This is a genomic window from Rhizobium sp. LCM 4573 (genome assembly GCF_001854865.1).
Lineage (GTDB): Bacteria > Pseudomonadota > Alphaproteobacteria > Rhizobiales > Rhizobiaceae > Neorhizobium.
In genome coordinates this window covers 419,104-435,583 of the sequence record NZ_MDDW01000026.1, presented here as the reverse complement: position 1 = coordinate 435,583, position 16,480 = coordinate 419,104, and the positions used below count along the sequence as shown (strand labels likewise).

13 protein-coding genes and 2 pseudogenes are annotated in these 16,480 nt (G+C 60.3%); 13 read left to right on the top strand and 2 right to left on the bottom strand.

The genetic code is table 11. From position 1 onward, the window contains the following. Positions 1 to 85: 85 nt before the first annotated feature. The 9 genes from LCM4573_RS21145 (at position 86) to LCM4573_RS21105 (ending at position 12,580) form a co-directional block, all read left to right on the top strand. Positions 86 to 964, top strand: a complete 879-nt coding sequence (locus tag LCM4573_RS21145) for a carbohydrate ABC transporter permease (protein WP_071008333.1) — start codon at positions 86 to 88, stop codon at positions 962 to 964. Beyond that, positions 961 to 1,794 carry a carbohydrate ABC transporter permease gene (locus tag LCM4573_RS21140; protein WP_071008332.1) on the top strand — a complete coding sequence of 278 codons (834 nt, stop codon included), beginning with the start codon at positions 961 to 963 and terminating at the stop codon, positions 1,792 to 1,794. Before LCM4573_RS21145 ends, LCM4573_RS21140 begins: the two co-directional genes overlap by 4 nt. 4 nt (positions 1,795 to 1,798) lie before the next feature. Continuing rightward, entirely contained in the window at positions 1,799 to 2,002 is a 204-nt protein-coding gene (locus LCM4573_RS21135; RefSeq protein ID WP_071008537.1) for a DUF2160 family membrane protein, read from the top strand. A gap of 4 nt (positions 2,003 to 2,006) precedes the next feature. Beyond that, positions 2,007 to 3,047 carry an NAD(P)-dependent alcohol dehydrogenase gene (locus tag LCM4573_RS21130; protein WP_071008331.1) on the top strand — a complete coding sequence of 347 codons (1,041 nt, stop codon included), beginning with the start codon at positions 2,007 to 2,009 and terminating at the stop codon, positions 3,045 to 3,047. A gap of 1 nt (position 3,048) precedes the next feature. Then, positions 3,049 to 3,819, top strand: a complete 771-nt coding sequence (locus tag LCM4573_RS21125) for an SDR family NAD(P)-dependent oxidoreductase (protein ID WP_071008330.1) — start codon at positions 3,049 to 3,051, stop codon at positions 3,817 to 3,819. Between the two features lie 66 nt (positions 3,820 to 3,885). Next, positions 3,886 to 4,956, top strand: coding sequence for an ABC transporter ATP-binding protein (locus LCM4573_RS21120; RefSeq protein WP_071008329.1), 1,071 nt, complete (start codon positions 3,886 to 3,888; stop codon positions 4,954 to 4,956). 28 nt (positions 4,957 to 4,984) lie between these two features. Continuing rightward, positions 4,985 to 5,710 (top strand): SDR family oxidoreductase, encoded by a 726-nt coding sequence (locus tag LCM4573_RS21115; protein WP_071008536.1) that lies wholly within the window; start codon positions 4,985 to 4,987, stop codon positions 5,708 to 5,710. A 22-nt stretch (positions 5,711 to 5,732) separates the two neighbouring features. Then, the gene (locus tag LCM4573_RS21110; protein ID WP_071008328.1) at positions 5,733 to 6,461 is read left to right on the top strand and encodes an SDR family oxidoreductase; all 729 of its coding nucleotides are present in this window, start codon (positions 5,733 to 5,735) and stop codon (positions 6,459 to 6,461) included. 629 nt (positions 6,462 to 7,090) lie between these two features. Continuing rightward, positions 7,091 to 12,580 (top strand): autotransporter domain-containing protein, encoded by a 5,490-nt coding sequence (locus tag LCM4573_RS21105; RefSeq protein WP_071008327.1) that lies wholly within the window; start codon positions 7,091 to 7,093, stop codon positions 12,578 to 12,580. Between the two features lie 213 nt (positions 12,581 to 12,793). On the opposite strand, the gene LCM4573_RS21100 is transcribed toward LCM4573_RS21105, so the two are convergent. After that, a complete protein-coding gene (locus tag LCM4573_RS21100) occupies positions 12,794 to 13,654 on the bottom strand; it encodes an NAD(P)H-binding protein (protein WP_071008326.1) in 861 nt (286 codons plus the stop codon). Between the two features lie 108 nt (positions 13,655 to 13,762). Between LCM4573_RS21100 and LCM4573_RS28715 the strand changes: the two are divergent. After that, positions 13,763 to 13,948 (top strand): annotated as a pseudogene (locus tag LCM4573_RS28715) (LysR family transcriptional regulator); the annotation flags it as partial. Positions 13,949 to 13,987: 39 nt separating this feature from the next. After that, positions 13,988 to 14,668, top strand: coding sequence for a LysR substrate-binding domain-containing protein (locus tag LCM4573_RS21095; protein WP_244505394.1), 681 nt, complete (start codon positions 13,988 to 13,990; stop codon positions 14,666 to 14,668). A 119-nt stretch (positions 14,669 to 14,787) separates the two neighbouring features. On the opposite strand, the gene LCM4573_RS21090 is transcribed toward LCM4573_RS21095, so the two are convergent. Beyond that, a complete protein-coding gene (locus LCM4573_RS21090) occupies positions 14,788 to 15,180 on the bottom strand; it encodes a helix-turn-helix domain-containing protein (protein ID WP_071008324.1) in 393 nt (130 codons plus the stop codon). A gap of 81 nt (positions 15,181 to 15,261) precedes the next feature. On the opposite strand from LCM4573_RS21090, the gene LCM4573_RS21085 reads away from it, so the two are divergent. After that, positions 15,262 to 15,993: an SDR family NAD(P)-dependent oxidoreductase gene (locus tag LCM4573_RS21085; RefSeq protein WP_071008323.1), complete on the top strand. Its 732-nt coding sequence runs from the start codon at positions 15,262 to 15,264 to the stop codon at positions 15,991 to 15,993. Positions 15,994 to 16,117: 124 nt separating this feature from the next. Continuing rightward, a pseudogene (locus tag LCM4573_RS21080) lies at positions 16,118 to 16,459 on the top strand (transposase); the annotation flags it as partial. Between the last annotated feature and the right edge of the window lie 21 nt (positions 16,460 to 16,480).

The following is a 16,480-nucleotide window of genomic DNA, read 5'->3' as shown; positions in this document are numbered from 1 at the left end:
CCTTTCCTGACTACCGTTTGCGGGCCTGCCCGCGACGCTGGTAGTCGGGCGAATAGGACTTGAGCACGATCTGACGGAGCGCAGGATGAGACAATCCAACATCGGATGGCTATTTCTAGCACCGGCCACGCTAATCCTGTTTGTTGTCGGGTTCATTCCCTTCATCTACATTCTCTATGTCGGCTTCTTCGACTGGAACACCAACGCAGTCGATCCCACCCTGCGCTGGGCCGGCCTTCAGAATTATCGCAGCCTCGTTTTTGACACGACATTCCTGAACTCGCTTGCGCGCACGCTGGTTTTCGCCTTCTTCGTCGTTGTGAGCGAACTGTTGTTAGGTTATGTCCTGGCCCGCGCGCTGATGGCAGACCGCCTGTGGGGCCGGCAGTTCTTTCGCACTATCCACACATTGCCGATCGTTGTCGCGCCCATTGCAGTCGGCGCGACCTGGCGGCTGCTTTGCGTTCCGGGCTTCGGCATCGTGCCCTATTACCTGAAACTGTGGTTTGGCATCGACTACAATATCTCGACCAACGCCTATCACGCCTTCGCCACGGCGATCATCATGGACCTGTGGCACTGGACGCCGTTCGTCACACTGTCGCTCATGGCGGGACTGACCGCCTTGCCGAAAGAGCCGCTCGAACAGGCGCAGATCGACGGCGGCAACAAGCTGCAGATTTTCTGGTACGTGATCGTTCCGATGTTGAAGCCGGTGCTGCTGACAACCGTCTTCATCCGGCTGATGGACGCGCTGCGCTCGGTCGACGAAATCTGGATGCTGACCAAGGGTGGTCCGGCTGAGGCGACCCGGTTCATTGGCCTTCATATCTGGATCAACGTCTTTCCGAAGACTGATTACGGCTACGGCGCGGCCATGTCGCTACTGACACTTTACGTCACGATCGTTCTGAGCTGGCTGCTATTCGTCGCCATGACCGGCCGCAAGGGAGGCGCACAATGAGACGCTCCGGTATAGCCTCCTTCCTCCTTTGGATATGTCTGACCATTCTGACACTGCTTCCGGTCTGGTGGATGCTGGTAGTTTCGATGCGCCCCCGCGTGAAGCTTTATTCGAAGTCGTTCCTCATCGACGATCTTTACTGGGACAATTTCCTGGCGGTGCTGAATAGCTCGACCTTCCTGCAATATCTCTGGAATTCGTTGATCGTCGCGACATCGAACGCAGMGCTAGTGTGCGTGCTCGGCTTGCTCGCGGCGTTCGGGCTGTCGCGTTACAAAATCAGCGGCGGTGACAACGTGTTTTTCTGGCTGATCACCAACCGCATGGCGCCGCCAGCCGTGTTTTTGCTGCCGCTCTTCCTGCTGTTCACCAAGTGGTTCGTGTTCGGGGATTTCATGCTGTTCGACACGAAGATTGGCCTGATCCTGCTGTATTGCGTCTTCAACCTGCCCTTCGCCATCTGGCTCTTGAAGGGCATGCTCGATGGGATTCCGCTGGAGCTTGACGAAGCGGCGCGGGTCGATGGGGCGACAACCGGCCAAGTGTTATCCAACGTCATCCTGCCGCTGGCGCGGCCGGGGTTGGCCGTCACCTTCATCCTGACCTGGATTTTCGCCTGGAACGAGTACCTATTCGCAGCGACCCTAACATCGTCGGCTGATGCCAGAACCGTGACGACAGCACTCGCCGAATATGTCTCTGTCACCGGAACGAACTGGGGCGAGATGGCGGCGATGGCGTTCCTGACCACGCTCCCGGCGCTCATAGTACTGGGCTTCGTCCAGAAGCACATCGTGGCTGGCCTGACGTTCGGCGCATTGAAAGGGTAAGGTGATGAGTGGCTTTCAACCCCAGAAAACCGAACGTGACGGATTCTTGCCGATCCGAACCAATGGCTTCGACAGGGGCTTCATCTCGGTCGTGATCCTGATCCTGGTGCATCTTCTATGGATGCGCTTCCTGGAAGGTGTGTTGCCCCTAGGGGTGGCCACGGTGCTCTGCCTAGCGCTGGCCGTATTCATTATCCGAAAGGGCTGAAGACATGAGATCGCTCGTCCTCGAACGCAAAGACGAACTGCGCATTCGCGACCTGGACCCGAAGGAGGTGCTCGGCCCCACCGACGTGCGCATCGCCATCAAGACCGTTGGCGTCTGCGGATCGGACGTTCACTATTACACTCACGGCGCGATAGGCCCTTTCGTTGTGCGCGAGCCGATGATCCTCGGCCACGAGGCCGCCGGCATCATCGAAGAAGTCGGCAGCGCGGTCCAGAACCTGAAAGTGGGCGACCGCGTTTGCATGGAGCCCGGCATCCCCGACCCTCAAAGTCGCGCGTCGCGGCTGGGTCTCTACAATCTCGATCCCGCAGTGCGCTTCTGGGCGACGCCGCCGGTACATGGGGTACTGAGACCGAGCGTGGTTCACCCCGCGGCCTTCACCTTTAAGCTTCCGGACAATGTTTCCTACGCCGCTGGCGCTATGGTCGAGCCGCTGGCTGTAGGCTTTCAGGCAGTCTCCAAGGCGAGGCTGACGCCCGGTGCGATCGCGCTGGTGACGGGTGCCGGACCGATCGGCATGGTGACAGCGATCGCGGCGCTATCGGCTGGCTGCGCCAGAGTTATCGTTACCGACGTCGTCGACGAAAAGCTTGCCGTGGCGGACAAGCTCGGTCGTGCCATTATCACCGTCAACGTCCGCTCGCAGGACCTGAAGAGTGTCGTAGCCCGCGAAACCGACGGCTGGGGCGTCGATGTGGTCTTCGAATGCTCCGGCGCGGCCGAAGTGATCGCAGACACGGTACACCATGGCTGCCCCGGCGGCGCCATCGTTTTTGTCGGCATGCCCCTGAAGCCGGTCCCGCTCGATGTTGTCATCGCCCAGACCAAGGAACTGCGCATCGAACACGTGTTCCGCTACGCCCATGTCTACCCGCGCATCGTCGCGCTATTGGGATCGAACCAGATCAACGTCGATGCGCTGGTCACCGATACCTACGCCTTCGAGGATTCTGTCGAAGCGTTCGATTACGCCGTGCGACCGAAGCCGTCCTCCGTGAAGATCCAGATCGAGCTTGGGAGGTAGCATGTACCTGCGGAAGTTGGATCTCAGTGGAAGAGTGGCGGTCGTCACCGGTGCGGGGCGCAACATCGGCTATGCCTGCGCTGATGCCCTATCGGAAGCCGGCGCGCATGTCGTGCTGACTGACCTTGATGAAGAGCTCGGTCAGTCAGCCGTCTTGAAGCTCGCCGCGATCGGGCGGAAGGCCGAATTCATTCGTCTCGACGTGACCGATTCCGACGAAACTGACCGTGTCGCCGCGGCGATCGCGACAAAGCTAGGCCGCGTGGACATTCTGGTCGCCAATGCCGGTATCGCTTCGCACAGCCCGGCGGAGGCGATGTCCGATGTGGATTGGCTGAGAGTCGCAAATGTGAATCTCAACGGCGTGTTCTGGAGCAATCGCGCCTTCGGAAACCTGATGCTGAAGGCGGGCAAGGGCTCGATCGTCAATATCGGTTCGATGTCAGGGATCATTGCCAACCGGCCGCAGCCGCAAGCAGGTTACAACGCCTCGAAGGGCGCCGTTCACATGCTGACGAAGTCGCTTGCAGCCGAATGGGCCGAACGGGGCGTCCGCGTCAACGCCGTCGCGCCGACCTATATCGCGACCGACATGACGAAGACCGCCATCGAGAGGACCGGGTGGGACAAGGACTGGATGTACATGACGCCGATGAAGCGCATGGGCGAAGTCGACGAAATTGCATCTGTCGTCCTGTTCCTGGCCTCTGACGCCGCCAGCCTGATGACCGGCAGCATCGTCGTTGCGGATGCAGGATACACCTCATGGTGAAGCTGCCCGTGCACTCGTCCCGAAGGATCGGCGGCCATGCCGCCACAACTGACTAAGGATTGATACATGGCGACGATCGAGCTCGACCAGGTCGACAAGCATTACGGCTCCTATCACGCACTGCGCAAGATCTCGTTCGATATAGCCGACGGTGAGTTCGTCGTACTGGTCGGTCCCTCCGGTTGCGGCAAATCCACGCTGCTGCGATCGCTTGCCGGCCTTGAGGAGATCACCGGCGGCACGATCAAGCTTGGCGGTCATCGCGTCGACAACATCGCCGCCAAGGACCGCGACGTGGCAATGGTGTTCCAGAACTATGCGCTCTATCCGCATATGACCGTTCGGGAGAACATGGCCTTCGCACTGAAGTTGCGCGGCGAAAATCTTGCGGATCGCAACGCCAAGGTCGACAAGGCTGCCGAGATGTTGCGGCTTACGCCCTATCTCGATCGATATCCGAAGGCGCTCTCTGGAGGCCAGCGGCAGCGTGTTGCCATGGGGCGCGCGATGGTTCGCCGCCCAAAGGCTTTCTTTTTCGACGAGCCGCTGTCAAATCTGGACGCCGCGTTGCGCGTAGATATGCGGTCGGAAATCAAAGCTCTTCACCAGCGCCTCGGCGCTACTTCCGTGTACGTCACGCATGACCAGATTGAAGCCATGACAATGGCGGACCGCATTGTAGTGCTTCGTGACGGCAAGGTGGAGCAGATCGGTGCGCCACTAGAGCTTTACGACAGGCCGGCAAATACCTTCGTCGCCGGCTTCATCGGATCGCCGGCGATGAACATGCTACCAGCCACAATCGATCTCTCTTTGAACTCAGCGCGGCTCGCTGATGGGTCGGCCCTTCCCCTTCCACAAGGCACGCGGGCGAGTAACGGCCAGGAGGTGATTTACGGGGTACGTCCTGACCAGTGGATACTGTCGAATGGCGATACGGGCGTACCGGCAACTGTCGAGTTGATCGAGCCGACGGGAGCCGAAATTCTCGTGGCAGTCGAATTGGCGGGCAAGCGGGTCTTGTGCGCCTTTCGCGAGCGCCATGCGCTGAAGCAGGGCGACAGGATACGGCTCGACGTCGATCCTGCCGCGGCTCATGTGTTCGACAAACAAACCGAGCAAAGACTCCCGTTCTGAGCAACAGGCATCGGAAGGATCAACCATGTTGAGCTTTACAGGAAAAACGGTAATCATCACGGGTGCTGGCAAGGGTATCGGTCGCGCCTGCGTTGAACTGCTCACCCACCGTGGCGCGCGAATCGTAGCCTTATCGCGTTCGCAGGCCGATCTTGATGATCTTGCGGCAAAGTTCAGCGCCACCGTAATATCAGTCAATCTCGCCGACAACGCAGCAGCACGCGCCGCCATGAAGAAAGCGGGACTGGCAGACGCGCTGATCAATTGCGCGGGAACCAACGTGCTTGAAAGCGTTATCGATATGACGGAGGAGGGCTATGAGCAGGTCCTCGGCATCAACCTGCGGGCCGCACTGATTTGTGCGCAGGAGTTCGCGCGCGCTCGCATTTCAAACGGCGGCGGCGGTACGATCGTGAATGTGACCTCGATCGCCGGACATCGTGGTTTCGTGGATCACGTGGCTTACGCCGCTTCGAAGGCGGGACTGGAAGGCGCGACACGTGTCATGGCCAAGGAACTCGGCCCCTACGGGATCCGGGTCAATGCCGTGGCGCCTACGGTTACCATGACGGAGCTTGCCGCGAAGGCGTGGTCCGAGCCTTCCAAGCGTGACCCCATGATTGTTCGCCACCCCATGGCGCGCTTTGCAGAGGTCGAGGATGTCGCGCGCTCGATCGCACTGCTTATTTCGGAGGACGCGCCCATGATCAGTGGCGCAGTACTGCCAGTCGATGGCGGCTTCCTTGCTGTCTAAAATCAAGAGGCGAGACAAGACGATGACTAAACTACTCGAAGGAAAGATCGCTGCAGTAACCGGCGCAGCTTCCGGTATCGGTCTGGCCACCACCCGTGCCCTGATCGATGTCGGCGCCAAGGTCGTGATGGTCGACTACAACAGACAGGCGCTGGAAACGTACGCTGCCGAGTTCGGCGATGCCGTAGTCATGCAGGTCACCGATCTTCTGGACGCCGCAAGTTGTGCGGCCATGGTGCCGGAAATCCTGGCAAAGGTCGATCATCTCGACATCCTGCACTGCAATGCAGGGTCCTATATTGGCGGGGATCTTATCGATACCGATACCGCGACAATGGATCGGATGCTGAATCTCAACGTGAACGCCGTCATGAAGAACGTCCGCGACATTGCTCCACATATGATCGAGCGCGGGACCGGAGACATTTTGGTGACTTGCTCCGTCGCTGGCCATGCGCCTATTCAGTGGGAGCCAGTCTATTCCAGCTCCAAATGGGCGATTACCAGTTTCGTCCAGATCATGCGCCGGCAGTTGAAAAACCATGGCATCAGGGTCAGCCAGGTCTCGCCCGGCCCGGTCGTTTCCGCTCTGCTTGCCGATTGGCCCCCGGAAAACCTTGAAAAGGCAAAAGCCAATGGAAGTCTGATCGAGCCCTCAGAAGTCTCCGATGCCATCATCTTCATGCTGACCCGCCCGCGAAACGTCACGATCCGGGACATGATTGTCTTGCCGACGAACTTCGACGTGTAGATAAGGAATATCAAGTGGGTGAAGACCGCAGACGTGTGTATCCGGCGGGCCAGGAGCACCGTGCTGGGGTCAAGCTTTCGATGGGGAGACGCGATGATATTCTCCGAGGAGCAGTTTGAGCTCCTCGATGCGTTGTCGTTCCTTTCGCAACTCTGATCTTGGGACCTATTTACGCAGCGATATGCGTGATCACCCTGCATCAATTGCGTCGGCGAGAGAATGGGATTGCTCCAAATGGACCCGCATGATTGCCTCTTGGATCGTCGCAGTGGGCGGAATTGTTGCCGCAGCGGTGGCGCGGCATGCAAAATTGATTACCAGAGTCGATAGCTCGCGGAAATAGCGCAGGGGCGCTCCTCACCCTTAAGGGTGGGACCCTGCGCGGCACATCTTGCTTTCAACGCGCGATAGACAGTGCGCGAGATCATTGTTTAGGCTGGAGCGGGCCAAGAAGACCAGGGGCGCAACTGCTTTGTCGCCCTAGATGGGAGCTTGATGCCCAGAGATCAGTCCATTTTTGTCATCTTAAGACTTCGCACCACTTCTAATTATGGCAGAAGTGGTCTATGTCACAATGAGGTGTCTCGTGGCAGGGTGGGGATGACCGAAGCGGGTTCTGGAAAAGCATCTTGGCTTTGCAAGAGGCCTTGCTCGCCACGGTCTCACTGCTTGTTTTGAGCCTGAGCATTGGAACGGCCCCAGCGCAGCAAATCATCGATAATGGCGAGCTCGTCCGGGTTCCAGGGGACCGGCCGAACCCCTGGGATATGATAGGGGAACTCCATATCGGCGAGACCGGTGCCGGTACGCTCCAGATCGAGAATGGTGGGCAGGTTTCTAACTCAATCGGGAGAATCGGGATCGACGCAACCGGCGAAGGCACCGTCGCGGTTACCGGGAGCGGCTCGACCTGGACCAACAGAAACAGCCTTTATGTCGGAGAAGCCGGCTCCGGCAATCTGACGATTGCAAATGGCGGCAGCGTCAGCAGCAGCGTTGTTAGCCAGATCGGCGCTCTCGCAGGATCATCCGGCACTGTTACGGTAAGCGGTTCCGGCTCGACATGGACTAATCACGGGACCCTTTTCGTTGGCGTTTCGGGCAACGGCATCGTCACGGTTGAGAACGGCGGCAGCGCTGTCGTCGGCGATGAGACCGTCATCGGTGTCGCGGCCGGCTCGTCCGGCACAGTGACGGTACGCGGGGCTGGATCGCAATTGATCGCCGGCTCCGTGCTCACGGTAGGCAATGGAGGCGAGAGCACCCTGACAATCGCCGACGGCGGCAGCGTTGTCGTCGGCGATGGGACCCTCATCGGCTCAGGGAACGGCTCGTCCGGTACGGTGACGGTGCGCGGGGCTGGATCGCAATTGGCCGCCGGCTCCGTGCTTTGGGTCGGCAATGTCGGCGAAGGTACCCTGACGATCGCGGACGGCGGCAGCGTCATCAACGGCGCGGGTTACGTGGGCTATGGCAGCAACAGCGACGTTACAGTGAGCGGTGCGAATTCTAGCTGGACCAACACCGACGTCCTCAACGTCGGCATGCTAGCCACCGGGCACGGGCACCTTACCATCGAGAACGGCGGCATCGTGAGCAGTCCAACCACGCGTTTGGGGACCAACGGTGGGCAAGGCACGTTGATTCTCCGCGGCACGAATGGTGCGCGCGGCGTCCTGGAGACCGGTTACGTTTTTGACCAGTCGAACGATCCCAGCTTGATCTTCGACGGCGGCATGCTTCGTGCCACCGGAACCATCGCCAACTTCCTTCCCGGGTTCGCGGATGGCGACGTAGTCATTAACGGGAGCGGAGCTTTCATCGACACGAACGGCTTCGACATCGGCTTCGCTACCGGGCTGCAGGGTGCGGGCGGTCTCACCAAGGTGGGCAACGGCACGTTGACGCTCTCCGGCGCCAACGCCCAAACGGGCGGCACGACGATCAACGCCGGCGTATTGACATTTGGCGTCGGGGGCACGCTCGGCGCCGCCACAGGTACGACCACGGTGATCGGCGGAACGCTCGACTTTTCCGGAACAACCCAAACGCAGGGGATGCTGGACCATTCCGGCGGCACGGTGCGCAACGGCACGATGAATGCCGGGACATACCAGCTCACGGGCGGAACGCTCGCCGAGACCGCCACCATCAATGCCGGCGCCTTCGATTTTCGGGCTGGGGCCGTGAACGGCGTGCTGGTCGGAGGCGGCGCGCTGACCAAGACGAGTTCCGRCACGGTGACGCTCGGCGCCGCCAACACTTACACGGGCGGCACAACGATTTCCGACGGCGTACTGAACGTCCGAAACAATACAGCGCTCGGATTAGGCGCGGTCACGGTAAACGGCGGCGCGCTCGAACTGCAAGGCGGCGTTACGGTGGGCAATGGGCTGACGCTCAACGGAACTGGCGTGTCAAATGGCGGCGCGCTGCGCAGCGTATCTGGAAGCAACACCTATGGTGGCCCGATTACTCTGGTTGGGGACGCCAGCATCGTCTCCGCCACGGGAACACTGGCATTCAACGCCGGCGGCGTGATCAGTGGCGGCCCGTTCGCACTGACGCTGGGCGGCGACGGAGACGGCGCCGCCACGGCAGCCCCGATCTCTGCGGGGACCCTCATCAAGGAGGGCGCCGGCATGTGGACGGTCGGAAACGCCGGCAATACCATCAGCTTGACCACCGTCAACGCGGGGATCCTGCAACTTACGACCCAGTATTCGAACGCCAATTCAGCTGCTGTCGTCGTCAACGCACCCGGAACGCTGCAGGTTACCAACTCGATGATGATCGGCTCGCTCGCAGGCGGCGGCAGGGTCACTYTGCAGGGTCCCGCTGAAACGCTGACGACGGGCGGCGACAATAGCTCGACAATCTTTTCGGGTGAGATCTCGGAGGTCGGAGGCGTCGGCAGCCTCGTCAAGACGGGAACCGGCACGTTCACCCTGTCAGGCAGCAGCACCTACAGCGGCGACACGACTGTCTCTGGCGGCGCGCTCGTTTTGGACGGCGGCTCGATTTCCCATCCTGTCGGATCAGTGTTCGTCGGCGACGCGGGCGATTCCGGCACCCTGACCATTTTGAACGGCGGCGTGTTGTCCGCCAGCGGGGTCACCCTGGCGGATGGGGCGGACGCGACCGGCACCTTTAACATCGGTGCGGCGGCAGGCGATGTGGCAGCAGCGGCGGGCAGACTCGATGCCGCGACGGTTGCGTTTGGCGCCGGCACTGGCACGATCAACTTCAACCACACGGGAACCGGTTACGAATTCGCATCGGCAATCAGCGGCAACGGCACGATCAACCAAGTGGCCGGGACTACCGTCCTGACAGGCACCAGCAGCAATACCGGCGCAACCAACGTGCGGGGCGGCAGGCTACTGGTGAATGGCACGCTCGGCGTCACCGCAACGACGGTTGTTGACGGCGCCAGRCTGGGCGGCTCTGGTTCAATTGGTGGTGACGTGACCATTGCCGATGGCGGCATCCTGGCGCCGGGGTCGAGCGCCGGCACGCTGACACTGGGCTCGCTTTCCCTCAACGGTGGCTCGATCCTGGATTATGAGCTGGGACAGGCCGGCGTAGTTGGCGGCGGCGTCAACGACCTGATCGTGGTCACCGGCGACCTTACCCTGGACGGGACGCTGAACATCACCGACATCGGCGGCTTCGGGCCGGGCGTTTACCGGCTGATGAACTATGGCGGCGCGCTGACCGACAACGGGCTGGAGTTTGGCGGGCTGCCCGCCGGCGTCGATGCCGGCGATCTGTTCGTACAGACACGGATTGCCGGTCAGGTGAACCTGAACAACAGCGTCGGCGCGGAGCTGGGCTTCTGGGATGGCGGCAATGCCGCACTGCACGACAATGGCATCAATGAAGGTGGTAGCGGTGTGTGGGATGCGACCAACCGCAACTGGACTGAGGCGGACGGCATTCCAAATGGACAGTGGAACCAGGATTTTGCCATCTTCGGCGGCGCAGCAGGAACCGTGACCGTCGACGATGCTGCAGGCGACGTCTTCTTTACCGGCATGCAGTTCATGACGAATGGCTACGTCGTAGAGGGCGATGCTCTGACCGCCAAAACTGGCGAGACAATCATCCGCACCGATGCCGGTGTGACCGCCACGATCGCTGCCGCAATCGACGGCAGCGATGGCTTGGTCAAGCAGGATACCGGCACACTCATTCTATCGGGCACCAACAGCTACACAGGTGGCACGTCCATCCGAAACGGCACGCTGCAGGTTTCAGCCGACGCCAATCTCGGCGCCGCCTCGGGCGGGCTCACCCTGGATGGCGGCACGCTACGTCTGGCCGGCGGGGCGGCGCCGCTCGTCACTGGTCGCAATATCACGCTAGGAGCGGGCGGCGGAACGTTCGACACTGTCGATCTCGATATGAGGATTGCGGGCGATATTACCGGCCCCGGTGCGCTCGCCAAAGTTGGAACCGGCACCCTCACGCTGACCGGCAATTCCAATGCTTTTGCGGGAACGACAATCGTCAATGCCGGCACACTCGCCGTCAACGGCACGCTCGGTGGCACGCTCGAAGTCTTGTCGGGTGCGCGGCTGCAAGGCACCGGCACTGTCGGCACGACCACTGTCGCCGCGGGCGGCACCATCGCACCGGGAAGTTCGATCGGCACGCTCCGCATCGCCGGCGACTACACACAGCATGCCGGTTCCACCTACGAGGTTGAAATAGCAGCAGACGGCGAGTCTGACCTGATCGACGTGACGGGTGCCGCCACCATTGAGGGAGGCACTGTTTTTGCTTTCAAGGCACCAGGAGGATACGATGTCGGCACCCGCTACACCATCCTCACCGCTGACAGCGTTACCGGCACTTATAACACGCTTGACCAGAACGCACCCTTCGTCGATCTGGCGCTCGCCTACAATCCGAACGCCATCTATCTCGACGTGACCCGCAACGATGTTTCGTTCTGCGATGTCGCAATCACCGCAAACCAATGTGCGATCGGCGATGGAGTCGACAGCCAGGGCCCGGGCACGCCAATCTATGACGCGATCGTCGGTCTGCCCGACGATGAAACGGCCAGGGATGCCTTTGATCTGCTTTCTGGCGAAATGCATGCTTCGATCAAGGGCGCAATGCTGGAAGACAGCCGCTTTTTGCGCGAAGCCGCAACAGCCCGGGTGCGCGCTGCCTTTGCAGGGACCACAGCCCGGCCGCTGCCAGTGATGGGGTATGTTCCCGAGGAAGCTCTGACGCGGGAAGGCAAGAGCGCCAACGTCTTCGCCCCAACCTCTTCGGACACCGACCGTTTTGCCGTATGGATGCAGGGACTCGGCTCCTGGGCGGAATGGGACGGTGATGGCAATGCCGCGGCGTTGGATCGGTCAACCGGCGGTCTGCTGATCGGCGCGGATGGCTTGGTCACGGAAACCTGGCGACTTGGCGTAGTGGCCGGCTACAGCCATTCGTCCTTCGATTTGGATAAGCGCGCCTCCTCGGGCGACAGCGACGATTATCACCTTGGGCTCTATGGCGGCACCCAATGGGGTGCTCTCGGCTTCAGGGCAGGTGCCGCCTACAGTTGGCATAGCATCGAGACCCTGCGATCCGTCGCCTTTCCTGGCGTTAGTGACCAACTGTCGGCCGATTACGACGCCGGAACGACCCAGGTGTTTGGCGAACTTGGCTATAAGGTCGAACATGGCAGCTTTGCCTTTGAGCCGTTTGGCAATCTTGCCTATGTCAACGTCCATACTGACGGCTTCAATGAGAACGGCGGTGCTGCCGCACTTGCAGCCTCCGGTTCCGACACGGACGTGACCTTCACCACGCTTGGGTTGCGCGCCTCGACAGGCTTTAGTATCGGAGCGATCGAGGCAACAGCAAGCGGCATGGTCGGCTGGCGTCATGCCTTTGGTGACGTAACGCCGTTGTCCAGTTTCGCATTTGCTGGCAGTAACGCATTCACGATTGCCGGAGCGCCCATCGCCGAGGACGCCGTGCTGCTTGAGGCTGGACTTGATTTCAGTCTTTCAGCCAAGGCCTCTCTGGGCGCCTCCTACTTCGGCCAGATCGCCGGCAATGCCGGCGACCATGCCTTCCGGGCGGATTTTTCCGTGAAGTTCTGACCCTTGGCGAAACTTTTGGAAACCTGCTCTTGCCAATGAAGCTATCACCGACCTCTAACTCGAAAGCCTCATTAAATAGCTATGGCAGGCCACACGGGAACCGTCCCAAGTCTTCTTTGAGTATACTCTATTTGGCTTTGAGAAACTGAATGCGCATCGCCCCAGTATATTTACGTGCCAGCACGCAAGTGCACGTAACGAGCGGTCGGTGCGCTAAAGGTTTGCCTTCAGGAACTCCCTCATGGTCTCGGGTGACCGTCCCAGTATCCTGGCAAGTGCCGGATCGGTGGCTGCAAATTCTCCCGCACGGGCCGCGCGGTAATATCCCAGCATTACGGCGACTGTCCCGTGATGGGCGCCTGCGGCACACGCTCTGGCTTTCACGGTCTCTTCGCTCACAATCGTTCTTGAGACAGGCCTGCCCAGAAGCTCTCCGGCTACTTCCGCAAGACCGGCAAGGTCCAGGGTCTCGCTTCCCGTCAGGGGCGGCGTGGGGCCATCGATATCCTCCCTCCCGACCAGCAGCGCGGCGTCTGCAGCAGCGAGGTCATCGTGGGTCACCCATGCGACCGGGCCATCTTCCGGTCCTTCCAGAGAGCCGGCGTCGAAGCCGCGCTTGTTCATCATCAGCGCACTTTCGGCATAAAAGCCGTGCCGCATGGCAGTCCAGGCCAATCCTGACCGTGCTAGCATCTCTTCCGTCGCTGCGTGGCATCTGCCGGGTGGAAATTGAGAACTCGCCGCGCTTGATACCTGGCTGGTGTAGAATACGCGCTCGACGCCGATTTCTCGCGCAACGCGGATGGCAGTCGCGTGCTGCTCCAACGGGTCGCCACCTGTTGCGGCGGCATTGGAGGAAATCAGGAGTAGTCGCCTGGCACCTGCCCAGGCGTGGCGCAGGCCCTCGGCATCGCTGAAATCGCCTTGCCGCACACGCACGCCCCTTGCCTCGATATCTGTCACTTTCGACGGGTCACGGACGCTGGCTCCAATGCTTGTGGCAGGCACGTGAAGCAAAAGGTTTTCAATAATCTTGCGGCCGAGTTTGCCGGAAGCGCCCGTGACGATGAACATGGCATATTTCCCTTTGTCGACGTACCCGCCGGATAGCGAGTATCGGAGAAACGTTAATTGGTACTCCTTTCGTTGATAATCTGCTCCATTTCGAATAGCCTGTTCTGTATGAAGAACAATGTGTCGCCGAACGATCTCCAGGTATTTCTCACTGTGCTGAACGAGGGCGGCTTCCGTGCAGCGGCGAAGCGGCTGGGCATTGCGCCTTCGAAAGTCAGCACCACGGTTTCGCGGATCGAGAAGCAACTCGGCGTGCCGCTTCTCTTGCGTACCACCCGAAGTCTCCGGGCCACGGACCAGGGTCACGCGCTGGCGGAACGCATTCAGCCCCTGATGACCGAAATGGACGCAGCCTGTTTCGAGGCGGCGAATTCGGCGGACCTCATACAGGGCCACCTCAGACTTAATGTTCCGGGTGCGGTTGTTCCGGACATCCTCCCGCCGCTGATCGTTGAATTGCAGCGAAGGCACCCGAAGGTACAGGTGGAGATCGTGGTGGAGAACAACCTCGTCGACATCATCGCGGCGGGATGTGATGCAGGCATCCGTTATGGCGATTCCATTCAAAAGGACATGATTTCCATCCCGATCGGTCCTCGCCTGCAGCAGATTGCGCTTGCCGCGTCGCCCTCCTATGTGAAGCAGCACGGACTGCCTGGAAACCCGCTGGAGCTGGCCGATCATTGCGCGATCAGATATCGACTGTCCGACGGAACGCTCATTCCCTGGTCGTTGCGACGTGGGGACGAAACGGCAAACATAGAGCCGACGACCTGCCTTGTTCTAAGCGTCAACGCGTTGAACACGGGTTTGAGCTATGTGCGAGCAGGACTGGGCATCATCGGCACTTTCCGCAACTGGCTTGAAAGCGACTTCCGGGCAGGAACACTCATTCCTGTACTTCCTGACTGGTGGGCTGAGCTGGAGGGGCCTCGGCTATATTATCCGAGCCGTTTCACTTCCTCGGCGCTACGCGCGTTTATCGATGTCTGCCGCAGCGAAGCCACGGTTTGAATCGCGACGCCGCGTCCGCTTCGGGTCATAGAGGCTGGCACGCGCCTGCCTGAAAGCAGACATCGTCTTGCAAGCGGCATCACGTCGCCTGAGCGCCAGAAGCGGTCATAGCGACATCGTCAGCGGCGATTTCTCGCGTTGTCATAGCGCAGCGTGGCTGCCTCGACCTTGTCGCCATTGGCGGCTGCCCATGAACACAGCGCTTCAAACGGCTCCCGCAGCGAATGACCGAGTGGCGTGATGGCATATTCTACGCCGATCGGCTGCGTCGGCAGGACGGTTCTCGTCACAAGRCCGTTCCGCTCAAGCCTCTTCAAAGCGTCGGCCAGAGCCTTGTGCGTAACCCCATTGAGACGCCGCTTGATCTCATTGAAGCGCGAGGGTTTGGGACAGATCACTGTCAGTATCAGGATCGTCCATTTGTCCGCGATCTTGTCGAGCACGGGGCGAACCTGCGCCATGTCGCACAAGGCGCGGTGAGAAAGTGCTTCCAGGTCGGTATACTCGTTCATATCTAGGCTACTTAGGGTGCGTAATTGATACCAGATATAGGACGTATATCATGGCGAGACCATCAATTGAAAGGATTCACGATGGCTCGAATGAGTAACAAGGTTGCCCTGGTCGTCGGGGGCGCCAAGGGTATCGGCTTGGCAATTGCAGAGCGGCTTTCGGCCGAAGGGGCAAGGGTCTTCCTGACCAGTCGCAGAGGTGAAGATGCCGAAAAGGCGGCAAGGGACATCGGCAATGACGCGGTGGGCATTGCCGCCRATGCCGCTGTCCCCGAAGATATGCTGGAGGTTGTCGAAAAAGTGCGAAGAGCATGCGGCCGCATTGACGCGCTCGTATTGAATGCAGGCCTCTCCGAGCCTGCGCAAATCACAGAAATAACGCCAGACCACTTCGACCGCCACTTCGGCGTTAACGTCCGCGGGATGGTTTTTGGCCTGCAGGCGGCGTTGCCCGTGATCACAGGAGGTGGGTCGGTTGTCCTCATCGGATCCATCGCCGACAACGCGGGCTACTCTTCGTACGGGACCTATGCCGCCACCAAAGCAGCCGTCCGTTCTTATGCCCGAACCTGGACGGCAGAACTCGCGCCCAAAGGTATACGCGTCAACGTTGTTGCGCCCGGCCCCACGGATACGGACATGATGGCCGCGGTTCCGGAAGACACTCGTGCGGCAATTGTCGCTCCGATCCCGATGGGGCGAATGGCGCGGCCTTCAGAAGTGGCTGCGGCCGCCTTGTTCTTGCTGAGCGATGAAGCGAGCTACATCGCCGGTGCCGAACTGTGCGTCGACGGCGGCTTGCGGCAGATCTAAGGTTACGTCGAAACGGTGTACCCGATCTGAGCAGGTCGGGTACAGCAAAACGCGCTCGATGACAGACGGGCTTAAAATTGAAGCCGTTCGACATCGAAAAGGTCTGAACTGCTGTCATCCGCCTTCTCCTGTCGCAGAGGCGATCGATTACATGCTCAAACGATGGAATGGCTTCACGTCCTTCTTGGAAGACGGCAAGATTTGCCTGACGAACAATGCGGCCGAGCGAGCCTTGCACGGCTTCGCGCTCGGCAGAAAATCGTGGCTCTTCGCCGGATCGGATCGTGTGGCTGAACATGCCGCCTTCATGGCMACGCTGATCATGGCGGCAAAGCTCAACGACATCGATCGGCAGGYATACCTCGCCGACGTTCTTGCCCGCATCGCGGACACGCCGATTACCAGGCTGGAGCAACTGCTTCCGTGGAACTGGATACCGTCGACTGTCGAYGCTCAAGCGGCCTGACCTGCTTCCTAACTCAAGCGG

Bases quoted from the DNA above. Each gene is read 5' to 3' on its own strand.
- LCM4573_RS21145 (WP_071008333.1), top strand. From the start codon at position 86: ATGAGACAATCCAACATCGGATGGCTATTTCTAGCACCGGCCACGCTA.
- LCM4573_RS21110 (WP_071008328.1), top strand. From the start codon at position 5,733: ATGACTAAACTACTCGAAGGAAAGATCGCTGCAGTAACCGGCGCAGCT.
- LCM4573_RS21125 (WP_071008330.1), top strand. From the start codon at position 3,049: ATGTACCTGCGGAAGTTGGATCTCAGTGGAAGAGTGGCGGTCGTCACC.
- LCM4573_RS21130 (WP_071008331.1), top strand. From the start codon at position 2,007: ATGAGATCGCTCGTCCTCGAACGCAAAGACGAACTGCGCATTCGCGAC.
- LCM4573_RS21120 (WP_071008329.1), top strand. From the start codon at position 3,886: ATGGCGACGATCGAGCTCGACCAGGTCGACAAGCATTACGGCTCCTAT.
- LCM4573_RS21095 (WP_244505394.1), top strand. From the start codon at position 13,988: ATGACCGAAATGGACGCAGCCTGTTTCGAGGCGGCGAATTCGGCGGAC.
- LCM4573_RS21135 (WP_071008537.1), top strand. From the start codon at position 1,799: ATGAGTGGCTTTCAACCCCAGAAAACCGAACGTGACGGATTCTTGCCG.
- LCM4573_RS21100 (WP_071008326.1), bottom strand. From the start codon at position 13,654: ATGTTCATCGTCACGGGCGCTTCCGGCAAACTCGGCCGCAAGATTATT.